The organism is Lachnoanaerobaculum orale, assembly GCF_003862485.1.
Lineage (GTDB): Bacteria > Bacillota > Clostridia > Lachnospirales > Lachnospiraceae > Lachnoanaerobaculum > Lachnoanaerobaculum orale.
Genome location: NZ_RRCM01000001.1, coordinates 91,477 through 112,653, shown reverse-complemented (window position 1 = coordinate 112,653; position 21,177 = coordinate 91,477). Strand labels below are relative to the sequence as shown.

The 21,177-nt window shown below is 35.9% G+C and carries 17 protein-coding genes; 2 read left to right on the top strand and 15 right to left on the bottom strand.

All coding sequences use genetic code 11. The features are described from left to right. Positions 1-18: 18 nt before the first annotated feature. From EHW90_RS00600 to EHW90_RS00565, 8 genes are all read right to left on the bottom strand, one after another. The gene (locus tag EHW90_RS00600) at positions 19-978 is read right to left on the bottom strand and encodes an ABC transporter permease (protein WP_124950399.1); all 960 of its coding nucleotides are present in this window, start codon (positions 976-978) and stop codon (positions 19-21) included. Next, positions 959-2,464 (bottom strand): sugar ABC transporter ATP-binding protein, encoded by a 1,506-nt coding sequence (locus tag EHW90_RS00595; protein ID WP_124950397.1) that lies wholly within the window; start codon positions 2,462-2,464, stop codon positions 959-961. The genes EHW90_RS00600 and EHW90_RS00595 overlap by 20 nt, the downstream gene beginning before the upstream one ends. A 39-nt stretch (positions 2,465-2,503) precedes the next feature. Next, positions 2,504-3,673, bottom strand: a complete 1,170-nt coding sequence (locus EHW90_RS00590; protein ID WP_124950395.1) for a substrate-binding domain-containing protein — start codon at positions 3,671-3,673, stop codon at positions 2,504-2,506. A gap of 34 nt (positions 3,674-3,707) precedes the next feature. Next, a complete protein-coding gene (locus EHW90_RS00585; RefSeq protein ID WP_124950393.1) occupies positions 3,708-4,520 on the bottom strand; it encodes a sugar phosphate isomerase/epimerase family protein in 813 nt (270 codons plus the stop codon). Between the two features lie 204 nt (positions 4,521-4,724). Further along, entirely contained in the window at positions 4,725-5,456 is a 732-nt protein-coding gene (locus EHW90_RS00580) for a ThuA domain-containing protein (RefSeq protein WP_124950390.1), read from the bottom strand. Then, a complete protein-coding gene (locus EHW90_RS00575; RefSeq protein ID WP_124950388.1) occupies positions 5,456-6,523 on the bottom strand; it encodes a Gfo/Idh/MocA family protein in 1,068 nt (355 codons plus the stop codon). Before EHW90_RS00575 ends, EHW90_RS00580 begins: the two co-directional genes overlap by 1 nt. Before the next feature lie 338 nt (positions 6,524-6,861). Beyond that, entirely contained in the window at positions 6,862-8,217 is a 1,356-nt protein-coding gene (locus tag EHW90_RS00570; protein WP_124950386.1) for an MFS transporter, read from the bottom strand. 24 nt (positions 8,218-8,241) lie between these two features. Further along, positions 8,242-11,265: a glycoside hydrolase family 2 TIM barrel-domain containing protein gene (locus EHW90_RS00565; RefSeq protein ID WP_124950384.1), complete on the bottom strand. Its 3,024-nt coding sequence runs from the start codon at positions 11,263-11,265 to the stop codon at positions 8,242-8,244. Between the two features lie 169 nt (positions 11,266-11,434). Here EHW90_RS00565 and EHW90_RS00560 point away from each other — a divergent pair, with 169 nt between their 5' ends. Continuing rightward, on the top strand, positions 11,435-12,292 hold the full coding sequence (locus EHW90_RS00560; RefSeq protein ID WP_040458341.1) for a helix-turn-helix domain-containing protein: 858 nt from the start codon (positions 11,435-11,437) through the stop codon (positions 12,290-12,292). Here the strand turns inward: EHW90_RS00560 and EHW90_RS00555 are convergent. The 3 genes from EHW90_RS00555 to EHW90_RS00545 all read right to left on the bottom strand — a co-directional run bounded on the left by EHW90_RS00555 (position 12,266) and on the right by EHW90_RS00545 (position 15,236). Then, entirely contained in the window at positions 12,266-13,828 is a 1,563-nt protein-coding gene (locus tag EHW90_RS00555) for a hypothetical protein (RefSeq protein ID WP_124950382.1), read from the bottom strand. The two genes, EHW90_RS00560 and EHW90_RS00555, sit on opposite strands and share 27 nt — an antisense overlap. Further along, a complete protein-coding gene (locus EHW90_RS00550) occupies positions 13,803-14,531 on the bottom strand; it encodes an ABC transporter ATP-binding protein (RefSeq protein ID WP_124950380.1) in 729 nt (242 codons plus the stop codon). Before EHW90_RS00550 ends, EHW90_RS00555 begins: the two co-directional genes overlap by 26 nt. A gap of 87 nt (positions 14,532-14,618) precedes the next feature. Then, positions 14,619-15,236, bottom strand: coding sequence for a TetR/AcrR family transcriptional regulator (locus EHW90_RS00545; RefSeq protein ID WP_124950378.1), 618 nt, complete (start codon positions 15,234-15,236; stop codon positions 14,619-14,621). Between the two features lie 380 nt (positions 15,237-15,616). Here EHW90_RS00545 and EHW90_RS00540 point away from each other — a divergent pair, with 380 nt between their 5' ends. Continuing rightward, a complete protein-coding gene (locus EHW90_RS00540) occupies positions 15,617-15,802 on the top strand; it encodes an XRE family transcriptional regulator (protein ID WP_243113874.1) in 186 nt (61 codons plus the stop codon). 229 nt (positions 15,803-16,031) lie between these two features. Here EHW90_RS00540 and EHW90_RS00535 read toward each other — a convergent pair whose 3' ends face one another. From EHW90_RS00535 to EHW90_RS00520, 4 genes are all read right to left on the bottom strand, one after another. Next, positions 16,032-16,871 (bottom strand): nucleotidyl transferase AbiEii/AbiGii toxin family protein, encoded by an 840-nt coding sequence (locus tag EHW90_RS00535; RefSeq protein WP_124950374.1) that lies wholly within the window; start codon positions 16,869-16,871, stop codon positions 16,032-16,034. Then, the gene (locus tag EHW90_RS00530; protein WP_124950372.1) at positions 16,868-17,461 is read right to left on the bottom strand and encodes a type IV toxin-antitoxin system AbiEi family antitoxin domain-containing protein; all 594 of its coding nucleotides are present in this window, start codon (positions 17,459-17,461) and stop codon (positions 16,868-16,870) included. Before EHW90_RS00530 ends, EHW90_RS00535 begins: the two co-directional genes overlap by 4 nt. A gap of 109 nt (positions 17,462-17,570) precedes the next feature. Continuing rightward, complete coding sequence (locus EHW90_RS00525; RefSeq protein ID WP_124950370.1) at positions 17,571-19,268, bottom strand: peptide ABC transporter substrate-binding protein; 1,698 nt, start codon at positions 19,266-19,268, stop codon at positions 17,571-17,573. Positions 19,269-19,512: 244 nt separating this feature from the next. Next, on the bottom strand, positions 19,513-21,165 hold the full coding sequence (locus EHW90_RS00520; RefSeq protein ID WP_124950368.1) for a peptide ABC transporter substrate-binding protein: 1,653 nt from the start codon (positions 21,163-21,165) through the stop codon (positions 19,513-19,515). Positions 21,166-21,177 lie beyond the last annotated feature (12 nt).

The window sequence follows — 21,177 nt, the reverse complement described above, 5'->3', positions numbered from 1 at the left end:
GGTTTTTACCTCCTAAATCTATTTCCTTTTTTTATTTTGAACAATATTACTTAAAGCTACCGCGAAAATAATAATTGCTCCATTTACAATTTTCTGCTGAGCGGATGAAAGACCGGCTAAGATCAAAGCATTGTTAATCATTCCCATCAATAGAGAACCTGCAAGTGCTCCTATCATAGATCCGGTTCCTCCGGACATTGCAGCACCTCCAAGTACTACAGATGCGATTACCGACATTTCATCTCCGTCTCCAAATGAATATCGACCTGATTGCATTCTTCCTGCATACATTATTCCTGCAAATGCTGCAAACGCTCCTGACATCATAAAAATTATCATTTTTATTTTTTCAGTTTTTAAACCTGAATATTTTGCTGCGAGTTCATTTCCTCCTGTCGCAAGTGCATGACGTCCAAATCTTGTCTTATTAAATAATACAAATCCTATAATGTAGAAAACAATTGTCCACAAAATTAAAACTGATACACCACCAATATAACCTGTTCCAAAAATTGTATTGAAAGTTTGGTTTTTGATAGGTACGGCAGCGGTATTGGTTATCCACATAGCCATTCCGCGAATCATCTGCATCATACCAAGTGTGGCTAAGAATGATGGCAATTTAAGCTTTGTTACAAGTAAGCCATTTATAAATCCTACAAATATTCCAAATAATATAGATGCTAAAATAGCAAGTAACATATTATTTGTAGCTTGTAGAACCAGGGCTGAAAACATCGCACTCATTGCAGCTGTTGAACCTACCGTCAAATCTATTTGTCCCGCTCCGAGAACAAATACTCCGGCAACGGCCATAACAGATACCATTGCTGTCTGTCTTAATATGTTCAATAAGTTTCCCGAAGCTATGAATCCCTTACCGTTTAAGGCAATTGAGAAAAATATAAATACTATACCAAGTACAATGTATACAGTAAATTTACTCAATTCCAACTTTTTATGACATTTGGATTGCATTCTGTAACTCCTCCTCTAATTTAATATCTTTTCGACTTATCATTCCTGTAATTCGACCATCAAATAGTACAATGATTCGATCACATATTGCCATCATCTCCGTAAGCTCAGAAGACACGAAGAGAACTCCACAACCCTGATCCGCAAAACTTCTTACTATTTCAAGTATTTCTCCTTTTGCACCTATATCCACTCCGGCGGTAGGTTCATCAAGCATAATCACTTTAGGGCAAGTATTCATCCACTTAGCAATAACTATTTTTTGCTGGTTCCCACCTGACAAAAGACCTATTTCCTGATCAATATGCTCTGCCTTAACTCCAAATTTTTTAATATTTTCTCCGACAAGAGCACGCTCCTTCTTATCATCATTAAATATTCCTTTAATACTTAATCTATCCAAAATAGGGAGTACTGCATTGTCTTTTATTGAATGCATCAATACAAGTCCCTCTTTTCTCCTGTCTTCCGGAATAAAAGCAAGTCCGTTCTTTATAGCCTCAGTAGGATTTTTTATATGAACTTCCTTATCATCAAGTATTACCGTTCCGCCTTCTTTCTTCCTCAATCCAAATAAACACTCAAGAATCTCTGTTCTACCACTTCCCATCAATCCTGCAAAACCGACGATTTCACCATGCTTTAATGAAAATGAAATATCATTTATTTTCTCGTTTATTTTTAAATGATCTACCTTCAGTACATCTTTAGCATTTTCATCATGTTTTCTTTCGACCCACTCAAACTTATGACCTTTTCCGGAAGTTCCTCCCATCATATAAGACACTATTTTATCTAATGTCATGTCCTTTATATTCTGGGTGGTTACATACTCACCATCCTTAAGAATTGTAATACTGTCACATATACTTAAAATCTCATTCATACGATGGGATATATATACCATCGAAACCCCTTCATTTTTCAGCTGCGTTATTATCTCAAATAAACGTTTTGTTTCTGAATCTGAAAGTGCAGCTGTCGGTTCGTCAAAAACAAGAATTTTAGCATCTTTTGAAACTGCTTTTGCAATTTCAACCATCTGACTCATTCCTACACTTAATTCAGACACAACAGTTGATGGAGAGATGTCCATTCCAAGACGATGCAAAATCTGACTTGTCTTTTCATTCATCTTTTTAACATCTCTGACACCGTTTTTAACAATTTCCGTACCAAGGAAAATGTTCTCTGCAACCGTCATTGTTTGTACAAGTGAAAGTTCCTGGAAGATCATTGCGATACCCTGCTCTTTAGCATCCAGAGGTTTTTCAATTACAGTCTCTTTCCCATCAATGAAAATCTTTCCCTCATCATGCGTATATACTCCTGTCATTATCTTCATCAATGTGGATTTGCCTGCACCGTTACCTCCCGCAAGTGCATGAACTTCTCCATGTTTTAATTCAAATTGCACATTCTTAAGTACTTTAGCATCGCCAAATGATTTGCAGATACCTTCCATCTTTAATACTGTGTTTTCCATTATATCCCCTTAAAATTAAATCAGGTACTTATCGTATTTTTACTTATCAGCTTCTAAAAGCCAGCTTGGAGCGTCTACATGGTAAACAGCCTTATATGCATCAAGTACATTCTCTTTGTCTACCTTCATTGCAGGACATACAACATATGCCGGTGTGCTTTCACCTATCAATGACAATGCAGCCAGTTTAGTCTCTGCAACACCCTGATCATAAGGCATCTGTGCTCCTACACCCACTACTGTGCCTTTTGCAATTTCAAGTGCAATGTTATTACCAAGGTCAATTGCAACTAACGCAATCTTTCCTTCCTTTCCTGCAGCTCTTACAGATGAAAGTATTCCTTCCATAGGTATATCCCATGAAGCATAAATACCGTCAATATCAGGGAACTGAGTTAATATGGCATCTGCCTGCTCGTTACAACCATTCTCATCTGTAAATCCCTGCTCGGCAACTATCTCAATATCCGGAAATTCTTTCTTCAAAGTATCTCTAAAACCTGCATCTCTCTGGTTGGTAACAAAGAAATCCGCATCGTAATATACCATTCCGACTTTTCCCTTACCGTTCAACTTCTCACCAAGCAATCTGGCAGCAGCAACTCCATTTCCATAACTGTCTGCAGATACACAAGATACATAATCTTTTCCACCTTCCATATCTTTCATAGCATTATCCATAAAAACAACTTTAATTCCTGAATCTATAGCTCTCTTATAAGCATCCGCTGTAGCTGTAATATCGGTAGGTATTGAAATTATTGCATCAGGCTTTAATGCCATTACAGTTTCTATATCTGAAACCTGCTTTTCAGCTGAAAAATTGGCATCTGTTACTGCTACAACTTCCATATTTAGCTCTGCACAAGTATCCTTAATCGCATTTATTTGTGCTGTTGCCCAGTCATTTCCGCCATAATGCATACAAAGTGCAACTTTGAATTTTCCTTCCTTTATTGCATTCTTCTGCTCATCGCTCAAAGTGATAGTATCGGCATTAACTCCCTGCTCTCCATGAGGTCCCTTTGTCAATATTTGATCCTCTTCACCTGAACTTTGAGTATTTCCTGTAGAGTTATCTTCTTTAACTGTCTGCTCCGCTGCTGACTGACCTGATTCAGTCTTACCGCTATCTCCGTTTTGTGCACATCCTGTTGCATTTATAACCATTGCTGCAAGTGCTATTGCTGCCAACGCTTTAATTCTCATTTTTTTCTCCCTAATTCTTTTTCTTAATATTATTTTATACAAGTTTACCCTTTAAAAACTCATATGAGATTCTACAAGCTTCCTTTGCATCACCTGCATATCCGTCCACTTCTACAAGCCAATCACCGTCATAACCTCTTGATTTAACATATGAAATCACTCCGTCCAAATCAACTCTTCCTGTTCCAAGCGGTGCAAATCCCTCATCATTAAGGTCTTTTAAATGTATCAATGCAATTCTGTCGTAGTATTTCTTAATAAACTCAATCGGATCATATCCTCCTGCAAGGAGATGTGCAACATCCGGGCAAACCTTAATATTTGAATATGCAAAAAGCTCATCTATCTCCTTTGGACTCTCAGCAATTGATCCAAGATGTGGGTGGAAAGCTGCAACCAAGCCATATTTGTCGGTTATTTTCTCCAATTCATCAAGTCCTTCAGCTAAAAGCTTTGTATCTCCCGGTCTTATTCCACCTGTTCTTATTGCCCCTCCACAAATTACCAAATAAGTAACTCCTGCTTCCTTAGCCGCCTTACAAACTTCTTCAACATGAGCCATCTCATCTTCCAAAGCATCTTTATAAATAAAATTGGCACCTATACACACGCTCATCATATGTACATCTGCATTTTTCATCATCTCTTTGAGTTCGTCAATATTATCTGCATACTTGGTTAAATTTCCGTCAAGCACCTCGATATATTCAAATCCGATGTCACGTATTGTCTTCATAGCTTCCGAATCATCACACATTGTTAAATATCTGATATCTTTAACACTTGTTACTCCCGCTCCTGATCCAACTAAAGGCCCAAATGCATTTGTCATATACCCTAATCTCATACATTTTCTCCATTCATATTAATTTTATTTTTATAACATCATATTATTTGCGCAAATCTTATTTCTAATACGTATCAACTTATGACTTATTATATAATTTTTAATTATATTTGTCAATATTTTTATATATTATTTTGCTTTTTTGTTTTGTATTATTTGATTTTTAGGTGTTTATCCTTTATATCACGTTAAATACAAATTATTTTATACATTTTTACGTAAATTTATTTTTGGATATTCTTCACATCTAATATCTTTTCTTTCATTTATCGGAGCAGCCCACAAAACAGCATTACTAATCACCTTCAAAACCGTCTGATTATAATATGCTAAATTTGTATCATGTCCCGGATGAAAATAAAAAACCTTTCCATATCCTCTTTGCCACGTGCAACCACCTCTAAATAAATTGCCTCCCGAAAACCAAGTAGTGAAAACCACATCATCAGGCTTAGGTATATCAAAAAATTCCCCATACATTTCCTCCTCATCCAGATCAAAATATTCAGGTATTCCTTTGGCAATAGGATGTGAGGGAGTGGTGGTCCATATACGTGCATAATCTCCAAAACGATACTTTAATGTACAACTTGTACCCATAAGCCTTTTAAAGACTTTACTTAAATGAGCCGAATGCAATACAATCAGTCCCATTCCCTTCATTACTCTGTTATATATTCTTTCTACTATTTCATCAGGAAAAGCATCATGACTGCGGTGTGCCCAAAAAACAAGTACATCTGTGTTATCCAACATCTCTTCAGTAAATCCGAAATCATCCATTTCGCAATTTGAACATTTAATTTCACAGTCATTCATAAAGGACAATTCTTTTTTTATTCCGTCGGCTATTTCATTAGCAATACCGTTCGGATAAACATCATGTACTCTTTCCTCTTTTTCATGCAAACTTTCATCCCAGACAACAACTCGCATTACAGGCCTCCATCAAATTTTATTACTTCGTTTTTCTCTGAAGACTTCCAAATAGCTTCAAGAACCTGCATTACTCTGCGTATTTCAGGAAGTTTAATTATAAATTCTGTTTTTCCTTCTCTTGCATCTCTATAGTTCTCAAAAAATTCAATCTGATCATTATCTGCAATTTGAAGATCCTCAGTTATAAGAATATCTTTATCAATCTGACCAAACGAACGAGTAGGACCTGCAAAAGTCATCGTTGTCTTTCCCGGAACATTTGTCAAAAGACGAGTTGTTTTTACAATTTTTCCTTTTGGTAAAAAGCCGTCCGAGTAAGCACTACCCTTATCACCACCGATAAACCAATGATGTTCAAACCAGTTTTCTTTATCTCCCAAAAAATATGTTCCTAACTCTATTTCTGCTCGGACATTATTTTGAAATTTTATGTCAACCTTAAAATAATCATCAACTTCAAAATTTATCACATTCCTGACTTGTGCATAAACGGATTCAACCTTAGATGGAACCATCCATAATATTTGATCAATCAGGTGGACTCCCCAGTCATAAAGCATTCCACCACCGTATTTTTTATATACGTGCCAATCATGCATATTTCCGTTTATTCCATACAGCATAGATTGAATAGTGTATACATTACCCAGCTTATTCTGATCATAAATAGATTTCATAGTTCTATAATCTCTATCATATCGCCTTTGATGATGAATTGTGAAATCAACTCCACATTCCCTACATATCTGTACCATTTCATCAAACTCTTTTACATTAAGAGCAACCGGTTTTTCACAAATAATATTTTTCCCCGCCTTTGCAGCTTTTTCTACCATTTCCCTATGCTTATGATTTTCCACTACAATCAACACAGTATCAATATCTTTATTTTCAAGCAGTCTGTCCGCATCTGTATATTTTATTACTCCGGGTGTTGATGCATCATCCATTCTGGATTCATCAATATCACAAATTCCAACTAATTCCATGTCTTCCGTCTGTTCGATTTTCAGTTCATGTTTATGTCCCATATAACCAAAACCGATAATTCCAAATTTAATCATTGGCAGCTCTCCTTTCCAAGCATCTCTATTTATTTAAATATTTACGTAAACGTTCTTGTTTTCTTTTCACCATTATTGCATATAAGCAGTTATAAAGTCAATCTAAATGCTTGATATTATCTATTTTCTGTATTTTAACTAAATTTTATTAAATATTACCTCTGTACATTTATTTATTTACGTAAATTTTTATTTTATAATATTATTTTACGTAATTTTTTAACTCAGAAGTAAGCCCTTTCACCAAAAACTGAGCCTACAATTATCCGTAACTTAATACAATAGGTGGAGTCACAATGTGTAACTCCACCTATTGTATATTCATATATTATAATTTTTTATTGACTCTGAAGCTCCTTGTTTGCCTTTTCCACATTCAGATTTACAAGTATAAAAGTTATCAACACATTAAAGATCATAGGAAGCCATAAGTACATAATATAAAGCATATTTACACAGGACTGTGACTGAGTTGCGGCATTCTGAACATATCCGCTTGCTGCAAGCATCCAACCGGCTATAGCAGTGCCCAGTCCTCCACCTACCTTCGTTCCAAAGGATGTACAGGAATACATCGTACCATCCACCTTTTTACCGGTCTTAAGTCTTGTATACTCTGATGTTGTTGCAATAAGTGCATTCATATCACCTTGAAGAGGACTCATACCAAATGACGCAACAGCTGTAAAGAAAAGCATAAGCGGAATACTTCCCATATATCCTGCTATAACCACTCCCAGACGACCTGCTGTTCCTATCACATATCCTACTATATTTAACTTGTACATACCGTTTAACCTTGTGACAAGAACCGGTGTTATAAGCAGCCCCACAATCATAGGAATATTGATAGCCCATGAGAAGGTTCCAAACAACCTGTCAGTTCCAAGTACATACTTCATAAAGTAAATGCCCATTCCAAGTGTAGCTGAATAAAGCTGCATCAAAAGGTAAGCGCCACAAATCATCAGAAAATATTTATTGTGAACAAGTATTTTAAAAGCATCAATCAGATTGTACTTTTCCTGTGCCTCATCATCCTTTTTCCCTTCAGAGAGTTCTTCATCTGAAAGTTCTCTGACAGATAATACTGAAACGGTATTTGAAATAACTCCGATTATTGCATATATAATAGCAACTGTTCTCCACGCTGCCGCACCGCCACCAAGTTTTGCCACAAATCCGACTGTCACAGCCTGAATAAGCATACTTGTTCCAAATGCAAACATAAATCTTATAGATCCCATCTGCACTCTCTCCGAATTATTCTTTGTAATAAGTGCGGTAAGTGATGAGTATGCAATATTGTTGGCTGTATAAAATCCTGCATTTAATAATGTATATGCTATAAAAAACCATGCATACCGAGCGGTACTTCCCATATCCACAGGTATACAAAATATCGCTGCCAAACATACGGCACATCCAAAATATCCATAGAGCATCCAAGGCCTTGCCTTACCCATTTTAGTCTTGGTCTTATCGATCATGGCACCGAAGAACACATCACTGATACCATCAAAAATCTTTGAAATCGCAATCAATGTTCCTACTATACCGGCATTAAGTCCTATGATATCTGTTAAATATATCATTACAAATGCAGACAAGAGTGCATAGACCACATTTCCTGCTATATCGCCGGAACCATATCCTACCTTGTTATACCACTTTAAATATTTCTTTTCTTCCATAAAAACTCCCCTTTCCATGTATTTTTACTTGACAAAAGGTATTATACTGATTGCAAAATCAAACTTGATATCATCAAATCTATACTTATCTGTCACTACCGGTCCACAGCTGTTTGAACCTATACCGTTTAGAGCATAATCAAGACAAAGTACTGTGCTGTCTGACTCTTCAAGTTCAAAATTATGTGCTGCCCTCTCAAGCTCCTCCTGCGTATAAATAGAGGCATTAAATGAGAAAGTTTTTTTAGCTGCCGCCACCATACCGAACTGTCCGTTTGCAAGCTCCACATAGTCACAGTCATAGTGGCTACCGTTTTCCTGCGGATTTATATAATCTTCATGCATCTCGCTCAACTTTGCTCTATATACACCATGACTTGTTGACTGATGTTTATCTATATAGCTCTCATAAGGTCCCATACCGAAGTATGCAATATTTTCAAGCTTCTTATCAAGGAATAATCTTATTCCAAATCTTGGTAAGTCAGGGAACTCTTCATCCTTTACAACTTTGATGGAAGATGTTATTCCTCCCATACAGTCTATTTTCCAAACAACATCTGCATCCAATATCTTTTGAATACTTGCAGCAGACATAGAAGTTTTTACAGATATCTCAACACACTTTTCCGACTGTATAATATCTGTTTCATAAGCTCTTACATATGCTTCATTATACTTTGCCTTCTTCCATTCCATCTTTGCATACATATCATTATCTGTAGGTGCTCTCCATATATTAAGCTCCATAGGTCTGTTGATATATTCCCTTCCTGCAAATACTAATGATTCAAACATTCCGTTTTTCTTACTATAGGTATATGTAAAAGTCTTACCCTTAATAATTACCGACGTATCATCTTCTGCTACTTCCATATCAGATACAGTAACTTCTCTTTCCAGCCATTTCACTGTATTTTGATTTCTTCCATCTTCATTTTTAATCTTCAACTCATCAAATCCAAGTTCATATCCGTTTGGAATCAAAGGCATTTCCTTTTTAAGTATATAGATCAGTTTGAGGAATACTTTGCCCTTATTTGGAATCTTTATCCTAAGTTCAAGCTCTTTTTCACTATGTGCCTCTATGGAAGGAAGATCTAAGTTTCCGGTTTCAACACTTATTCCGTCACAGCTCACTTCATAATTAACATCTATAAAGTCCTTTAGATCATCAAAATCCATATAGTTGTGAAGCACCAGTTTTCCACTTTCTTCATCATATGAAACTACCCTTGCAGGTCTGTAAACATTCTTATACTCAAGTAGTCCTGTATGTGGTGTTCTGTCCGGATATACAAGCCCGTCCATACAGAAATTTAAATCATGTACTTTTTCTCCATGATCTCCACCATAGTAGTACATAGCTTTACCGTTTTTTGCTGTGCCCTTATATATTGCATGGTCACACCACTCCCATACAAAGCCTCCGCACATAAGATCATTCTTATGAATAAGTTCAAAATAATCCTCAAAATCTCCGGGGCCGTTTCCCATACTGTGACAATACTCTACCAGTAAGAACGGTTTGCTTGCATCATCTTTTAGATACTCTCTGATTTCATCAAGTGAAGGATACATTCTGCTGTATATATCCAGATGATCATAATTGTACACTACATCATAATTTCTGTATCTTGCGCTCTCATACTGTGTAATTCTTGAAGGATCATACTCTTTTGTCCACTTAAGTGCCTTTTCAAAATTGTAACCGTAGGCACTCTCATTTCCCATTGACCACATTACGATAGAAGGTCTGTTCTTATCCCTTCTTACCATAAGCTCCACTCTGTCAAGAATAGAAGCTTCCCAAGCCGGATCATCCGCTATCTTTTCATTCCATCTTTTAAATCTGTTGTAGTCGGTATCCTCTTTTCTGTAAACCATAACAGGACCATGTGCCTCAATATCCGCCTCATCAATAACCATAAATCCGTACTTGTCACATAGCTGATAAAAATATGGTCCATTCGGATAATGACTGCTCCTGATAGAATTGAAATTATGCTGTTTCATTAAAGTAAGGTCTTTTATGATTTGTTCAATACTGATTGTAAATCCTGTTATAGGATCCGAATCATGTCTGTTTACTCCTCTAAACTTTATCTTTTGCTTATTAAAATAAAGCACCTTATCAATAATCTCAACGGTTCTGAATCCTACGTATTCAACAATAGTCTCTGCCTCTGTTTCAAGTATCAAAGTATAAAGATATGGATTTTCAGTATTCCAAAGAACAGGATTTAAAACTTTAAACTCTATACTTCCGGTTTCCTCTATTTTACCTTTTGCTATTATACTTTTGGCTTTATCTTCCAGGGTTATTTGTACCTCTACCGGATCTGTAAGTTCAATATCAAGTTTTAACTTTTCTCCCTCTGTATTAACTTTATAATCTCTTATAAAAGCCTGTGGTCTTTTCAAGATATATACATCTCTGAAAATTCCGGTCATGCGAAATTTATCCTGATCCTCCAAATAAGATCCGTCACACCATTTCATTACCAAAACAGCAATGGTATTCTTTCCGTTTTTTACTACATCTGTGATATCAAATTCACTTGTAGCATGTGGTACCTGACTGTATCCCACATATGAACCGTTTATCCAAAGATAAAAGCAGCTGTCAACACCTTCAAAATTTAAGAATGCTTTTTTGGCTTTCTCATCCTCTTTATATTCAAAATCATAGACATACGCTCCACATGGAATATCCTGTGGTACATAGGGAGGATCAAAAGGAAAAGGATATTTTATATTTGTATACTGATGATGATCATAACCCTCATTTTGCCACACTCCCGGTACCTTAATATCTGAATAATCCGATACATCAAACCCCTGCTTAAAAAATTCTTCCTTTACATCATAGATACTTTCAAAATATTTAAACTTCCATATGCCGTTTAAAAACTGTATTCTGTCAGATGCTTCACGATTCTCCAAAAGATTATCCATTCTCTTTGAAGCCGGAATATAATATGCTCTTGCCGGCATAGTGTTCTCATGTAAAACCTTCAAGTCCTCATAATAACGCGGTACAATCATTTCAACCTCCTTGTATGAACAATATCATACTATTATATTAACTTTTCAATTTCGTACTTTATTAAGTTAGCTTGATTTTAGTATTTTTGTAGTCTTTTGTCTATAAACTATAATAGATTTAATATGCACAAAATGATACAATTATATAAACTTTATTTTAGGAGGTTATATGTATTTAAATTGTGGATATATGAATAATTCCGCCATAGACTTCAAGGATAAATCTAAACCACTTATAGTGGGAAGCTGTGGCACCTATCGTCTGCTCACCAAGCCGAAACTTCCTACCTATAGACCTCGCGGTAGACTTGACTATCAGTTGATTTATATAAGTGCAGGAAAGGCACATTTTCATTTTAATAATAAGGACAATGAAACTGTTATCACAGCAGGAAATATGGTTTTGTTTCGTCCGAAAGAATTTCAAAAATATGAATATTATGGTACAGACAAAACTGAAGTGTACTGGGTGCATTTCACAGGAGGTGATGTAAAAAATATTTTAAGAAAATATGGTATCAGTGATGATCTACATTATTTCTTTGTGGGTACATCCTTGGAATATGAAAGAATATATAAGAAAATGATATCGGAATTGCAGCGTTGTCAGAATCACTATGAAGAACTTCTGACAATACTTATGCAACAGCTGCTTATTTATATACATAGGGAACTTCAAAAGGATAGAAAAATCTCAGATATCTATCTGGATAATGAAATGGATATGGCAACACAATATTTCAGTGATAATTATAGTAGCGAAATAAGCATTGAAGAATATGCCACATCAAGGGGAATGAGTATAAGCTGGTTTATCAGAAACTTTAAAAAATATTCAGGCACTACACCTATGCAATTTATTGTTTCAGCCAGAATATCCAATGCACAATTGCTTCTTGAAACCACAAAATATTCCATATCCGAAATCTCAAGAATTGTCGGATATGATAATCCGCTATACTTTAGCAGACTTTTTCATAAGGTAAAAGGATTTTCGCCTTCAGAGTATAGAAAAAATATACTTTGAGTGGCTAACCTTTCTATAAACCACAATCGTAACAATAGTTAAAACAATCGATGTCGCTTGCAGGGCATATGTTATCATAAGCTTTAAAACTAAATAAAGAAAAATCGGAATAATGAGTGCAACCATACCTATAAGCCCGGATAAAATAACAGGCATACTCTGCTTTACTACTATCATTTCACTTTTACAATTATAGTTGGGGTATTTTTTATTTAAGGCAACTCCCGTCACTGTTATAAAAAGCGAATAGCATATAGGAACAATAATCAGGTTAAGTATTTGAATAAAGTTCATATCAAGTTTTAATATGAATACAAATACTGAAATTATATATCCTATCATATGGAGTGTAAGATTCAGTGCTATCTTTGAATTTAATATAGTCTTTACCTTGGCAGGAGAACTTTGTAAAATCCAAATATTTTTTCCTTCTAAAGATATGGCTGAAGCTGCCGGACAACTGATAGTAAGCATAGCTGCAATAAAAAGCGGAGACAGATTTGAAAAATATTCATTTATATTTTCAATTCCCATATACCCTCCAATTTGTTCCACAGGATTAAACAACAAAAATATACTGAAAACACATAAAAGTATCACTCCAAACCCTGCATTCAACATCTCCATATAAGAGTTTAAAAATCGACCCAGTTCTTTTTTATATAGGGCAACAAATAACGATTTTCTATTATATGTTTCTTTGTTGTCGACATATCCGGGTGTTCTTTTCGCAAGAGTATTAAGCAGTCTATACTTCACCGAAACAATTTTTATAAATATATAAAAAACTGCTGTTGAAAGAAAAATAAAAAATCCTTCTCCAATGTACATAGGGAAATTATAATATTGCATAAAAAGCTTAGATATCGGATACAGTCCTGTGATTTGCTTGGCAAGTGTAATACCGATATTGTTTTCATTACCCATTGCTTTTACTGCAATATATCCTATTGCGACTATCATTGCAAATGAAAAAATCAGAGCAACAATATTTTTTCTTTTAAAAAAGGATGAGGCAACAACGATAATTATTCCCATACATGCCGCTATGCACATAGGTATCAACGGTACAAAGAATATAGACAGAAAAAACAGGATAATTTCTTCCGACCCTAAGCTTTCACTCCCTACCCAAACAATTCCTCCGGGAAGCATAAACATCAAACCTATAAAAAAGTTCAATAAATACATAAACATGAATTTACTGCTTATGATATCTGAGTTTTTCACAGGCAAAGATAAGAGTGCTTCCATATCACGGCTGCCAAACAAAATCCCGTTAGAATAAAATATTGTCAAAAATAATATAGCAAAACTTGATACCGCCGACATATATGCAGGTATCAATTCCTGCTGCCCTACCTGCACCAGCGTTTTTGCTGTCATGATATTATATATAAATGAAAATACAAAAAGCACCGCTATTCCAAAGCTTGTAATACTACCGGAGCTTTTACTATTTTTCGAATATCTGATTTCGTTTATCGGAAAGAAATTATATATTTGCACTCTAATAAGTATCCACAATTCTTTCATTATCCTCTACCTCCATAAAAAAAGCTTCCAAGGATTTATCTCCTTTTACATCTCCTATATTACCGCTTGCTATTAACTTCCCGCTTTTTATAATTGCAATCTTATTACATAATTTTTCTGCAACTTCCAATACATGTGTTGAAAAGAAAACAGCTCCACCGTTTGACACACATTCATGCATTATACTCTTCAAACAAAAAGCCGCCTTCGGATCGAGTCCAACGAAAGGTTCATCCAAAATAAACAACTTCGGATCATGTACCAGTGCTGAAATAATTGCCGTTCGTTGTTTCATACCATGTGAATACGAAGATATCAATCCTGAAAGATACTTTGTCATCTCAAATAAATCACTGTACTTTTGAATTCTTTCTTTACGTATTTCATTAGAAACTTCAAACAAGTCAGCAATAAAATTTATATACTGAAACCCTGTCAAATGTTCATAAAGGTCGGGATTATCCGGAATATATGCCATCATTTTTTTACAAATCACAGGTTGTGATTTAATTGAATGCCCGCCAACGGTTATACTTCCACCTTCAAAGTCATGAATGCCGACTACCGCTTTTATTGTTGTGGTTTTTCCGGCTCCGTTTGCCCCTATAAAACCATAAATATCTCCGGACTGTACAGAAATTGACAGGTTATCGACTACCTTTTTTTCTCCATAAAATTTACTGAAATTCTTTATCTCCAACATAATTCTCCTTTATTGACAAATTGTCAGTTGTTCTTTTAAATAATCGACAGCATATTATCAGCTGTCGATTTTTTATGTATATAAAAATCAATCTCTAAAGAGACTTTTCGCATTTAGGCTTTGTTCAAGCATTGTCTTAAATGCATTTAAGTAATTATTGACAGGTTCTTTTTTTGAACATTTTATGCTCATGTTATTTGATACAAAAACATATGCCGTCATAAGAAACTCTGCCGTTTCTGCCGGATATTTTACAGAAAAATTATTTTCTTCTATCCCTTGATTTATAATTTTTTCAAAATATACTGTAAGCTTTTCAACCAGCTTATGGGATAAATTGTCTATCATATATTGATTTTCTTTAAGTTCAACTGTTTTTTGCAGTACCGTATCCTCTGCAGTAATATTTTGTGAAGATATAATTGTGATATCTATAAAAGACCTGATTTTTTCTATAGCAGTTTTATCTTCATCATAGACGATACTGTAAATATCTTTCAACAATCTCTCTGAATATCTTTCTACAAGACAATATAAAATATCCTCCTTATTTTTGAAATGATAATATAATAATCCTCTTGATATATTTACTTTATCGACTATATCCTGAGTTGTTGTATTGGTATACCCCTTCTCCATGAAGAGTATCATTGCAGCATCCATAATCTCGGCACGCCGTATTTCAGGTTCTTTCACATCTCTCATTTTATACCTCCGCTCAGTTATATGATATACTTTAACTGACAAGTTGTCAATCAGTTTTTGTGTATCTCAATGCAAAAATACCTGCAAAGCAGACATAATCTACAATGCCGGTAAGGATATTTTATTATTCATATTATCAGCCCTTTTCGCTATTATTTTGAATTTTAGTAGCGAAAAAGTAAATTATTCCGGGCTTTCTACTTTATTTTTTATTTCTTCCACTAATATATGTATTGTAGATGCCGGATACATTTCAGACGGCTTCTTATTTGTATTTTTAACACATATATTATAGTTCTTTAACTATACCTTTAAATTTGTAGTTCTGACCTATATATGCTATCATTCAGATATGCTTAAAAAAGAATTTAAGGAGAGTAATGATGGCTAATGTTAAATTTGATGATTATTTAAATGATGAGCTAAAAAACAATGACTTCAAAAACGGATACCTGAATGAAAAAACTATTTTAGAAAGCTCTCTCAATGTTGCAAGTACCGGACTGCCTCAAAGACAACTTACTGAAATAATTCATGTTTCAAAATCTACAATTGCAAGAATTTAATGTGGATGTAATACCGGTATAGAAACAATAAATAAACTTGCAATTGGCAAAAAACTTACTACCCGTTAATATAAAATACTATTTTTATAGTTTCAAAACGAAATGCAAATACACTTCAAAACCGCTAAAACACAGGGTTTGAAGTGTATTTTATATTTCAAAACTATCAAAGACAGAACTATATAAAAAATATCTCATTTTCAGGAACAATCTACAATATCGTTATTTTTTACTCAACCATTATTTTTAATGTTCTCGTGCTTTCTATTACATCCTCCCATTCTAATGCACCTACATAATAATTGGTTTTTTGATAATTCTTCCATTGCTGCTTCATCACTTCGTCATCAGCAATCTTATTGATAACATCATCTATCGTCACAATCTGCTCAGTAGACTCTCGTCTCTTACATGTAGCATAAAATGCAGATTTCATTGTACCTCTATCAATAGTCACTACATCTTGCTCAAGCAAAACATGTATATCATAGAAATCTCTCATTCTCGTATTAGCCTCCGCCCTTACCATGATGGTTTCAAGTTTTTCTGCAAGAAGTGTCTCCAAATTATACGCCCAAAGATTAATTGATCTATCCTCAATAATAAGTGGTAACTTATATGCTACCGCCCTCGGCGTAATCTCATCACCTGTTGAGATATCAACCTTAATGGTCTGTTTTAACTTATCCATCGTACATTCTATCATAAAACGAATACCTTCATACTCGTGACCTTCCATAATATCCTGTACCTTGGTTATACGAAAAGCAACTCCGTCCTCTAGTTTAACTGCTATTATTTCTTCCAAAATCTTCTGTGCTGACCTCTTATTTAAAGGAAGTGATTTTACTGTAGTATCTACATCCATAGTTGAACGCATATCCACACCTACCATCGAAGATACTAAAAGCCCACCTTTCAACACAAAATTGTCTCTGTATTGTGACAAAGAAACTCTCTCCAGAAGTCGCTCCATCAAATATATTCTTAACATTATCTGTGATTTGTCACTGTCACCACCTGCTTTATTTTTTATCTTTGCCTTTACAGCTGTAGCACTTTTCATCATAACAATACCTCTGTATATTGTCTCACCTTATCTGAAACCCCCATAATACCTGCATATTCCATGAGATTATGAATATTTTTTTCACTATCTGAAAAATAAGATGTCAAAGCCTTTTGGAATACTTGAATATCCATTCTTTTTTTATTCTTTATAATATCACATATACAACGTTCTTTGTCGTAGATTCTTACAGTATTACCTGTAAAAGTCTGTGCCTTTGTCAAGCCCAGCTCTAACCATTCTTGTCTTACCGTATGTACTACAATGCCGTTATCTTTTAGATGTTTTGCATTATATCCTCGGCCAACAGTAATTACCGGTGAAAAAGGCTCTCTATCGGAAAGATTATGAATATACAAAGCTGTTTCATGGGAGAAAATAATTTTTCTATTCCTTAGCTGAATCGAATACAATCTGTCTTCCCATGCATAAGGTGAAATGTATATACCCGGAGCAATCTTTTCCATTTCATTCTTACGGACATAATCCAAAACAGAATGCTTTGATACTCCTTCATTTTGTGCATCAACCAATCTAATATAACCGTTCTGTACTTCAAGTAACCTATCTAGAATATTTCTTTCACCCATATTTTCAACCCTTTCGCTATAATTTTAATTTTTTGTAGCGAAAAAGTCAATATAAAAAGCAGAGACCTCAATCTATGAAGTCTCTGCCCGAATTTATTATTATATTTTATTACTGAGCCAAATCGGCATATTCAAAGTGCCAGAAGCCGTCAGGTGAATGCCAGCTGCCTGTTATCTTATCACTCTGAAGGTAGAAATCATTGTAATAAAGAAGCGGAACCATAGCCGTATCCTTCATTATAACGTCCTCAGCCTGATGTAAGTATCCGAATCTTGTCTGCGGATCTTTCTCTGTAGCCGCCTTGCCCATCAGAGCATCGAATTCAGGATTGCTGTACTTGGAATTGTTGTTTCCGTTTCCTGTTAATGCAAGCTCAAGGATATTTGAAGGATCGTTGTAATCCATTACCCATCCGTCTCTTGCCACCTGATAGTTACCTGCTCTTCTTTGCGGTGTGAATGACTTCCACTCAACTATATTTACATCAACCTTAAGTCCAAGTTCGCCCCATGCCTGCTGTAAATACTCGGCAATCTTTTTGTGGTAAGCCTGATCGTTTGTTGAATATACTATATCAGGAAGACCTGCACCGTTTTCATGTCCTGCCTCCTTCAAAAGCTCCTTAGCCTTTGCAAGGTTTGCCGCATGGTCATCAATATTTATATAAGCGGACTTATCTGTTATATTGTCCTGCCAAGCAGTACCGTTCCAGTCTGTTACACCCTCACTTACAAATCCGCTTGCAGGTGTATATGTGCCTGATGTAATTGTCTCTGAAATATACTTTCTGTCAAGAGCAAGTGAAAGCGCCTCTCTTACTCTTGAATCCTTAAACTCATCTAAGGTATTGTTTAAATCAAGGTAATATGTTCCGAGTATAGGATCTATATGATAATCCGGTCTGCTCTTTAATGAATCTATCTCCTGTGTAGGAATATCCTTTATCATTAAAGCATCACCTGACTCATATGCGCTGAAAGCCGCATTCTGATCCTGCATAAGAAGACATTTGATACCGTCAAGCTTTATAGAGTCGGCATCCCAATAGTTCTCATTCTTCTCAAACATCAGATAGCTTCCCGGTTTCCACTCTGTAAGTTTAAAAGGACCTGATGAAACATATGTCTTAGGGTCGATACTCCAACCGTCAGGGTTTGCCTCTACGACTTCCTTCTTTACAGGTGAGAGTGTAGCAAATGCGGCAAGCTTATCAAAATAAGGTGTAGGCTTTGCCATATGTACAACCAATGTCTTGTCATCCGGAGCTTCAACTTTAAGCTTTGTAGGATCAGGGGTTACTGTGGTATTACCGTCAGCGTCAGGTTTTCCGACAGCATCATCATAACCTTCCACCATGCCAAGCACTGTCTGTGCATATGGTGCGGCAACATTCGGATCAACCACTCTCTGCCAGCTGTATACAAAATCATTAGCTGTAAGAGCTGAACCGTCAGACCACTTTAATCCGTCTCTTAAGTGGAATGTCCATGTAAGCTGGTCGTCACTTACTTCATACTTCTCGGCAAGTCCCGGTACCACCTTTCCGTCTTTGTCCATCTTTAAAAGGTTGTCAAATGCAAATAATATATAGTTTGCTCCGTCAACCGCCGAATTAAGCGCAGGGTCAATCGTCTCTACATCCGGTCCAAGCTGAACTGTAAGTATTTTCTTACCTGTTTTTGCACCGTCACTTTGTACGCTCTTACTGTCAGCAGCCGAATCATTTCCCGACTTTGCGCCGCCACACCCTGAAAGGGCCATTGCACCTGCTATTGCCAATGCTGCAACAATAAATCTTTTTTTCATCATTCCTCCTCCGACTTAATGAAATAGTATACAAACTTAAATATTATAATATTTGTATAAAGTAATGTGTACAATTTTTATAAATCTTTAAGTTTATTCACTTGTATGCATAATTATACCATGTTAACTTCGGTTTGTCTATACCTAAATAATTTGATGAATATTTATGTAAGCAGCCGTTACCGCATCAGATATTTTTATATAAAAAGAGCCGGAAGTAAGTTTCCGACTCTAAAATATAATATTATTCTGCGATATCCGCATACTCAAAGTGCCAAATACCGTCTGATGTATAGAAGCTGTCTTTTATATTATCTTTCTGAAGATATGTCTCATTCTGATACATTAGCGGAATAACTCCTGCATCCTTTAAAAGAAGCTCCTCAGCCTGATGGAAATATCCGAATCTTGTCTTGGCATCTGTCTCATTTGCAGCCTTGTCAAGAAGTGCATCATACTCAGGATTTTTGTATCTTGAACTGTTGTTTCCGTTTGTACTGTATGCACACTCAAGAAGATTTGAAGGATCATTGTAATCCATTACCCATCCGTCTCTTGCAATCTGATAGTTTCCTGATCTTCTCTGAGGTATAAATGACTTCCACTCAACGATATTTACTTCAACATTTATTCCAAGCTCTTTCCATGCCTGCTGTAAGTACTCTGCAACCTTCTTATTGAAACCTGCATCGTTGGTTGTGTATGACATTGTAGGAAGACCTGCACCGTTCTCATGTCCTGCCTCCTTCAAAAGCTCCTTAGCCTTTGCAAGATTTGCATCGAAATTGTCATTATCGTAGTATACAGACTTATCTGTGATATTGTCAGCCCATGCGCTTCCGTCCCAATCCACTACGCCGTCAGGGATAAAGCCTTTTGCAGGTGAATTTATGCCTGCAGTAATGGTATCCGCCATATACTTTCTGTCAAGTGCAAGTGAAAGCGCCTCTCTCACCTTAGGATCTTTAAACTCATCCAAATCATTGTTCACATCTATATATGATATTCCAAGCTTAGGACTTGACTTATAATCAGGTCTCTTCTGCATTGTTGTTACTTCCTGTACAGGATAATCCTTAATCATTAAGGCATCTCCCGACTCATATGCGCTGAAAGCCGCATTCTGATCCTGCATAAGGAGGCATTTGATACCGTCAAGCTTAACTGCATCCTTGTTCCAGTAGTACTCATTCTTTGTAACCAATATATGACTTCCCTGCTTCCACTCTGTAAGCTTGAAAGGACCTGTAGATACATATGTCTTAGGATCAAGACTCCAACCGTCAGGATTTGCCTCTACAACATCCTTCTTTACAGGTGAAAGAGCCGCAAATGTGGCAAGTCTGTCAAAATAAGGTGTCGGATGAGACATATGCACTACAAGAGTCTTGTCATCAGGAGCCTCTACCTTAAGCTTTGTTCTGTCAGGAGTTGTTGTAGTATTACCGTTTGCATCAGGGTTACCGATAGCGTCCTTATATCCCTCTACCATTCCGAGCATAGTCTCTGCATATGGTGCTGCAACCTCAGGGTCAACCATTCTCTGCCAGCTGTATACAAAGTCGTTAGATGTAAAATCCGAACCGTCAGACCACTTAAGTCCGTCTCTCAGATGGAATGTCCATGTAAGTCCGTCATCGCTTACTTCATACTTTTCAGCCATGCTCGGTGCTATCTTACCGTCCTTGTCAATTCTAAGCAAGTTGTCGGATATCATTGTGATATAGTTTGCACCGTCAGCTGACTGATTCAGTGCCGGGTCAATTGTCTCTACATCCGGTCCCTCTTCAACAGTAAGAATCTTTCCGTTCTTACTTGCCGACTTGGAACCGCCGCATCCTGAAAGTGCCATAGCACCTGCAAGTGCCAATGTAGCCAAAATTATTCGTTTTCTCATAAACTCTCCTCA

Excerpts from the sequence above, each read along its gene's own strand:
- EHW90_RS00600 (WP_124950399.1), bottom strand. The coding sequence starts at position 978 with ATGCAATCCAAATGTCATAAAAAGTTGGAATTGAGTAAATTTACTGTA.
- EHW90_RS00595 (WP_124950397.1), bottom strand. The coding sequence starts at position 2,464 with ATGGAAAACACAGTATTAAAGATGGAAGGTATCTGCAAATCATTTGGC.
- EHW90_RS00590 (WP_124950395.1), bottom strand. The coding sequence starts at position 3,673 with ATGAGAATTAAAGCGTTGGCAGCAATAGCACTTGCAGCAATGGTTATA.
- EHW90_RS00585 (WP_124950393.1), bottom strand. The coding sequence starts at position 4,520 with ATGAGATTAGGGTATATGACAAATGCATTTGGGCCTTTAGTTGGATCA.
- EHW90_RS00580 (WP_124950390.1), bottom strand. The coding sequence starts at position 5,456 with ATGCGAGTTGTTGTCTGGGATGAAAGTTTGCATGAAAAAGAGGAAAGA.
- EHW90_RS00575 (WP_124950388.1), bottom strand. The coding sequence starts at position 6,523 with ATGATTAAATTTGGAATTATCGGTTTTGGTTATATGGGACATAAACAT.
- EHW90_RS00570 (WP_124950386.1), bottom strand. The coding sequence starts at position 8,217 with ATGGAAGAAAAGAAATATTTAAAGTGGTATAACAAGGTAGGATATGGT.
- EHW90_RS00565 (WP_124950384.1), bottom strand. The coding sequence starts at position 11,265 with ATGATTGTACCGCGTTATTATGAGGACTTGAAGGTTTTACATGAGAAC.
- EHW90_RS00560 (WP_040458341.1), top strand. The coding sequence starts at position 11,435 with ATGTATTTAAATTGTGGATATATGAATAATTCCGCCATAGACTTCAAG.
- EHW90_RS00555 (WP_124950382.1), bottom strand. The coding sequence starts at position 13,828 with ATGAAAGAATTGTGGATACTTATTAGAGTGCAAATATATAATTTCTTT.
- EHW90_RS00550 (WP_124950380.1), bottom strand. The coding sequence starts at position 14,531 with ATGTTGGAGATAAAGAATTTCAGTAAATTTTATGGAGAAAAAAAGGTA.
- EHW90_RS00545 (WP_124950378.1), bottom strand. The coding sequence starts at position 15,236 with ATGAGAGATGTGAAAGAACCTGAAATACGGCGTGCCGAGATTATGGAT.
- EHW90_RS00540 (WP_243113874.1), top strand. The coding sequence starts at position 15,617 with ATGATGGCTAATGTTAAATTTGATGATTATTTAAATGATGAGCTAAAA.
- EHW90_RS00535 (WP_124950374.1), bottom strand. The coding sequence starts at position 16,871 with ATGATGAAAAGTGCTACAGCTGTAAAGGCAAAGATAAAAAATAAAGCA.
- EHW90_RS00530 (WP_124950372.1), bottom strand. The coding sequence starts at position 17,461 with ATGGGTGAAAGAAATATTCTAGATAGGTTACTTGAAGTACAGAACGGT.
- EHW90_RS00525 (WP_124950370.1), bottom strand. The coding sequence starts at position 19,268 with ATGAAAAAAAGATTTATTGTTGCAGCATTGGCAATAGCAGGTGCAATG.
- EHW90_RS00520 (WP_124950368.1), bottom strand. The coding sequence starts at position 21,165 with ATGAGAAAACGAATAATTTTGGCTACATTGGCACTTGCAGGTGCTATG.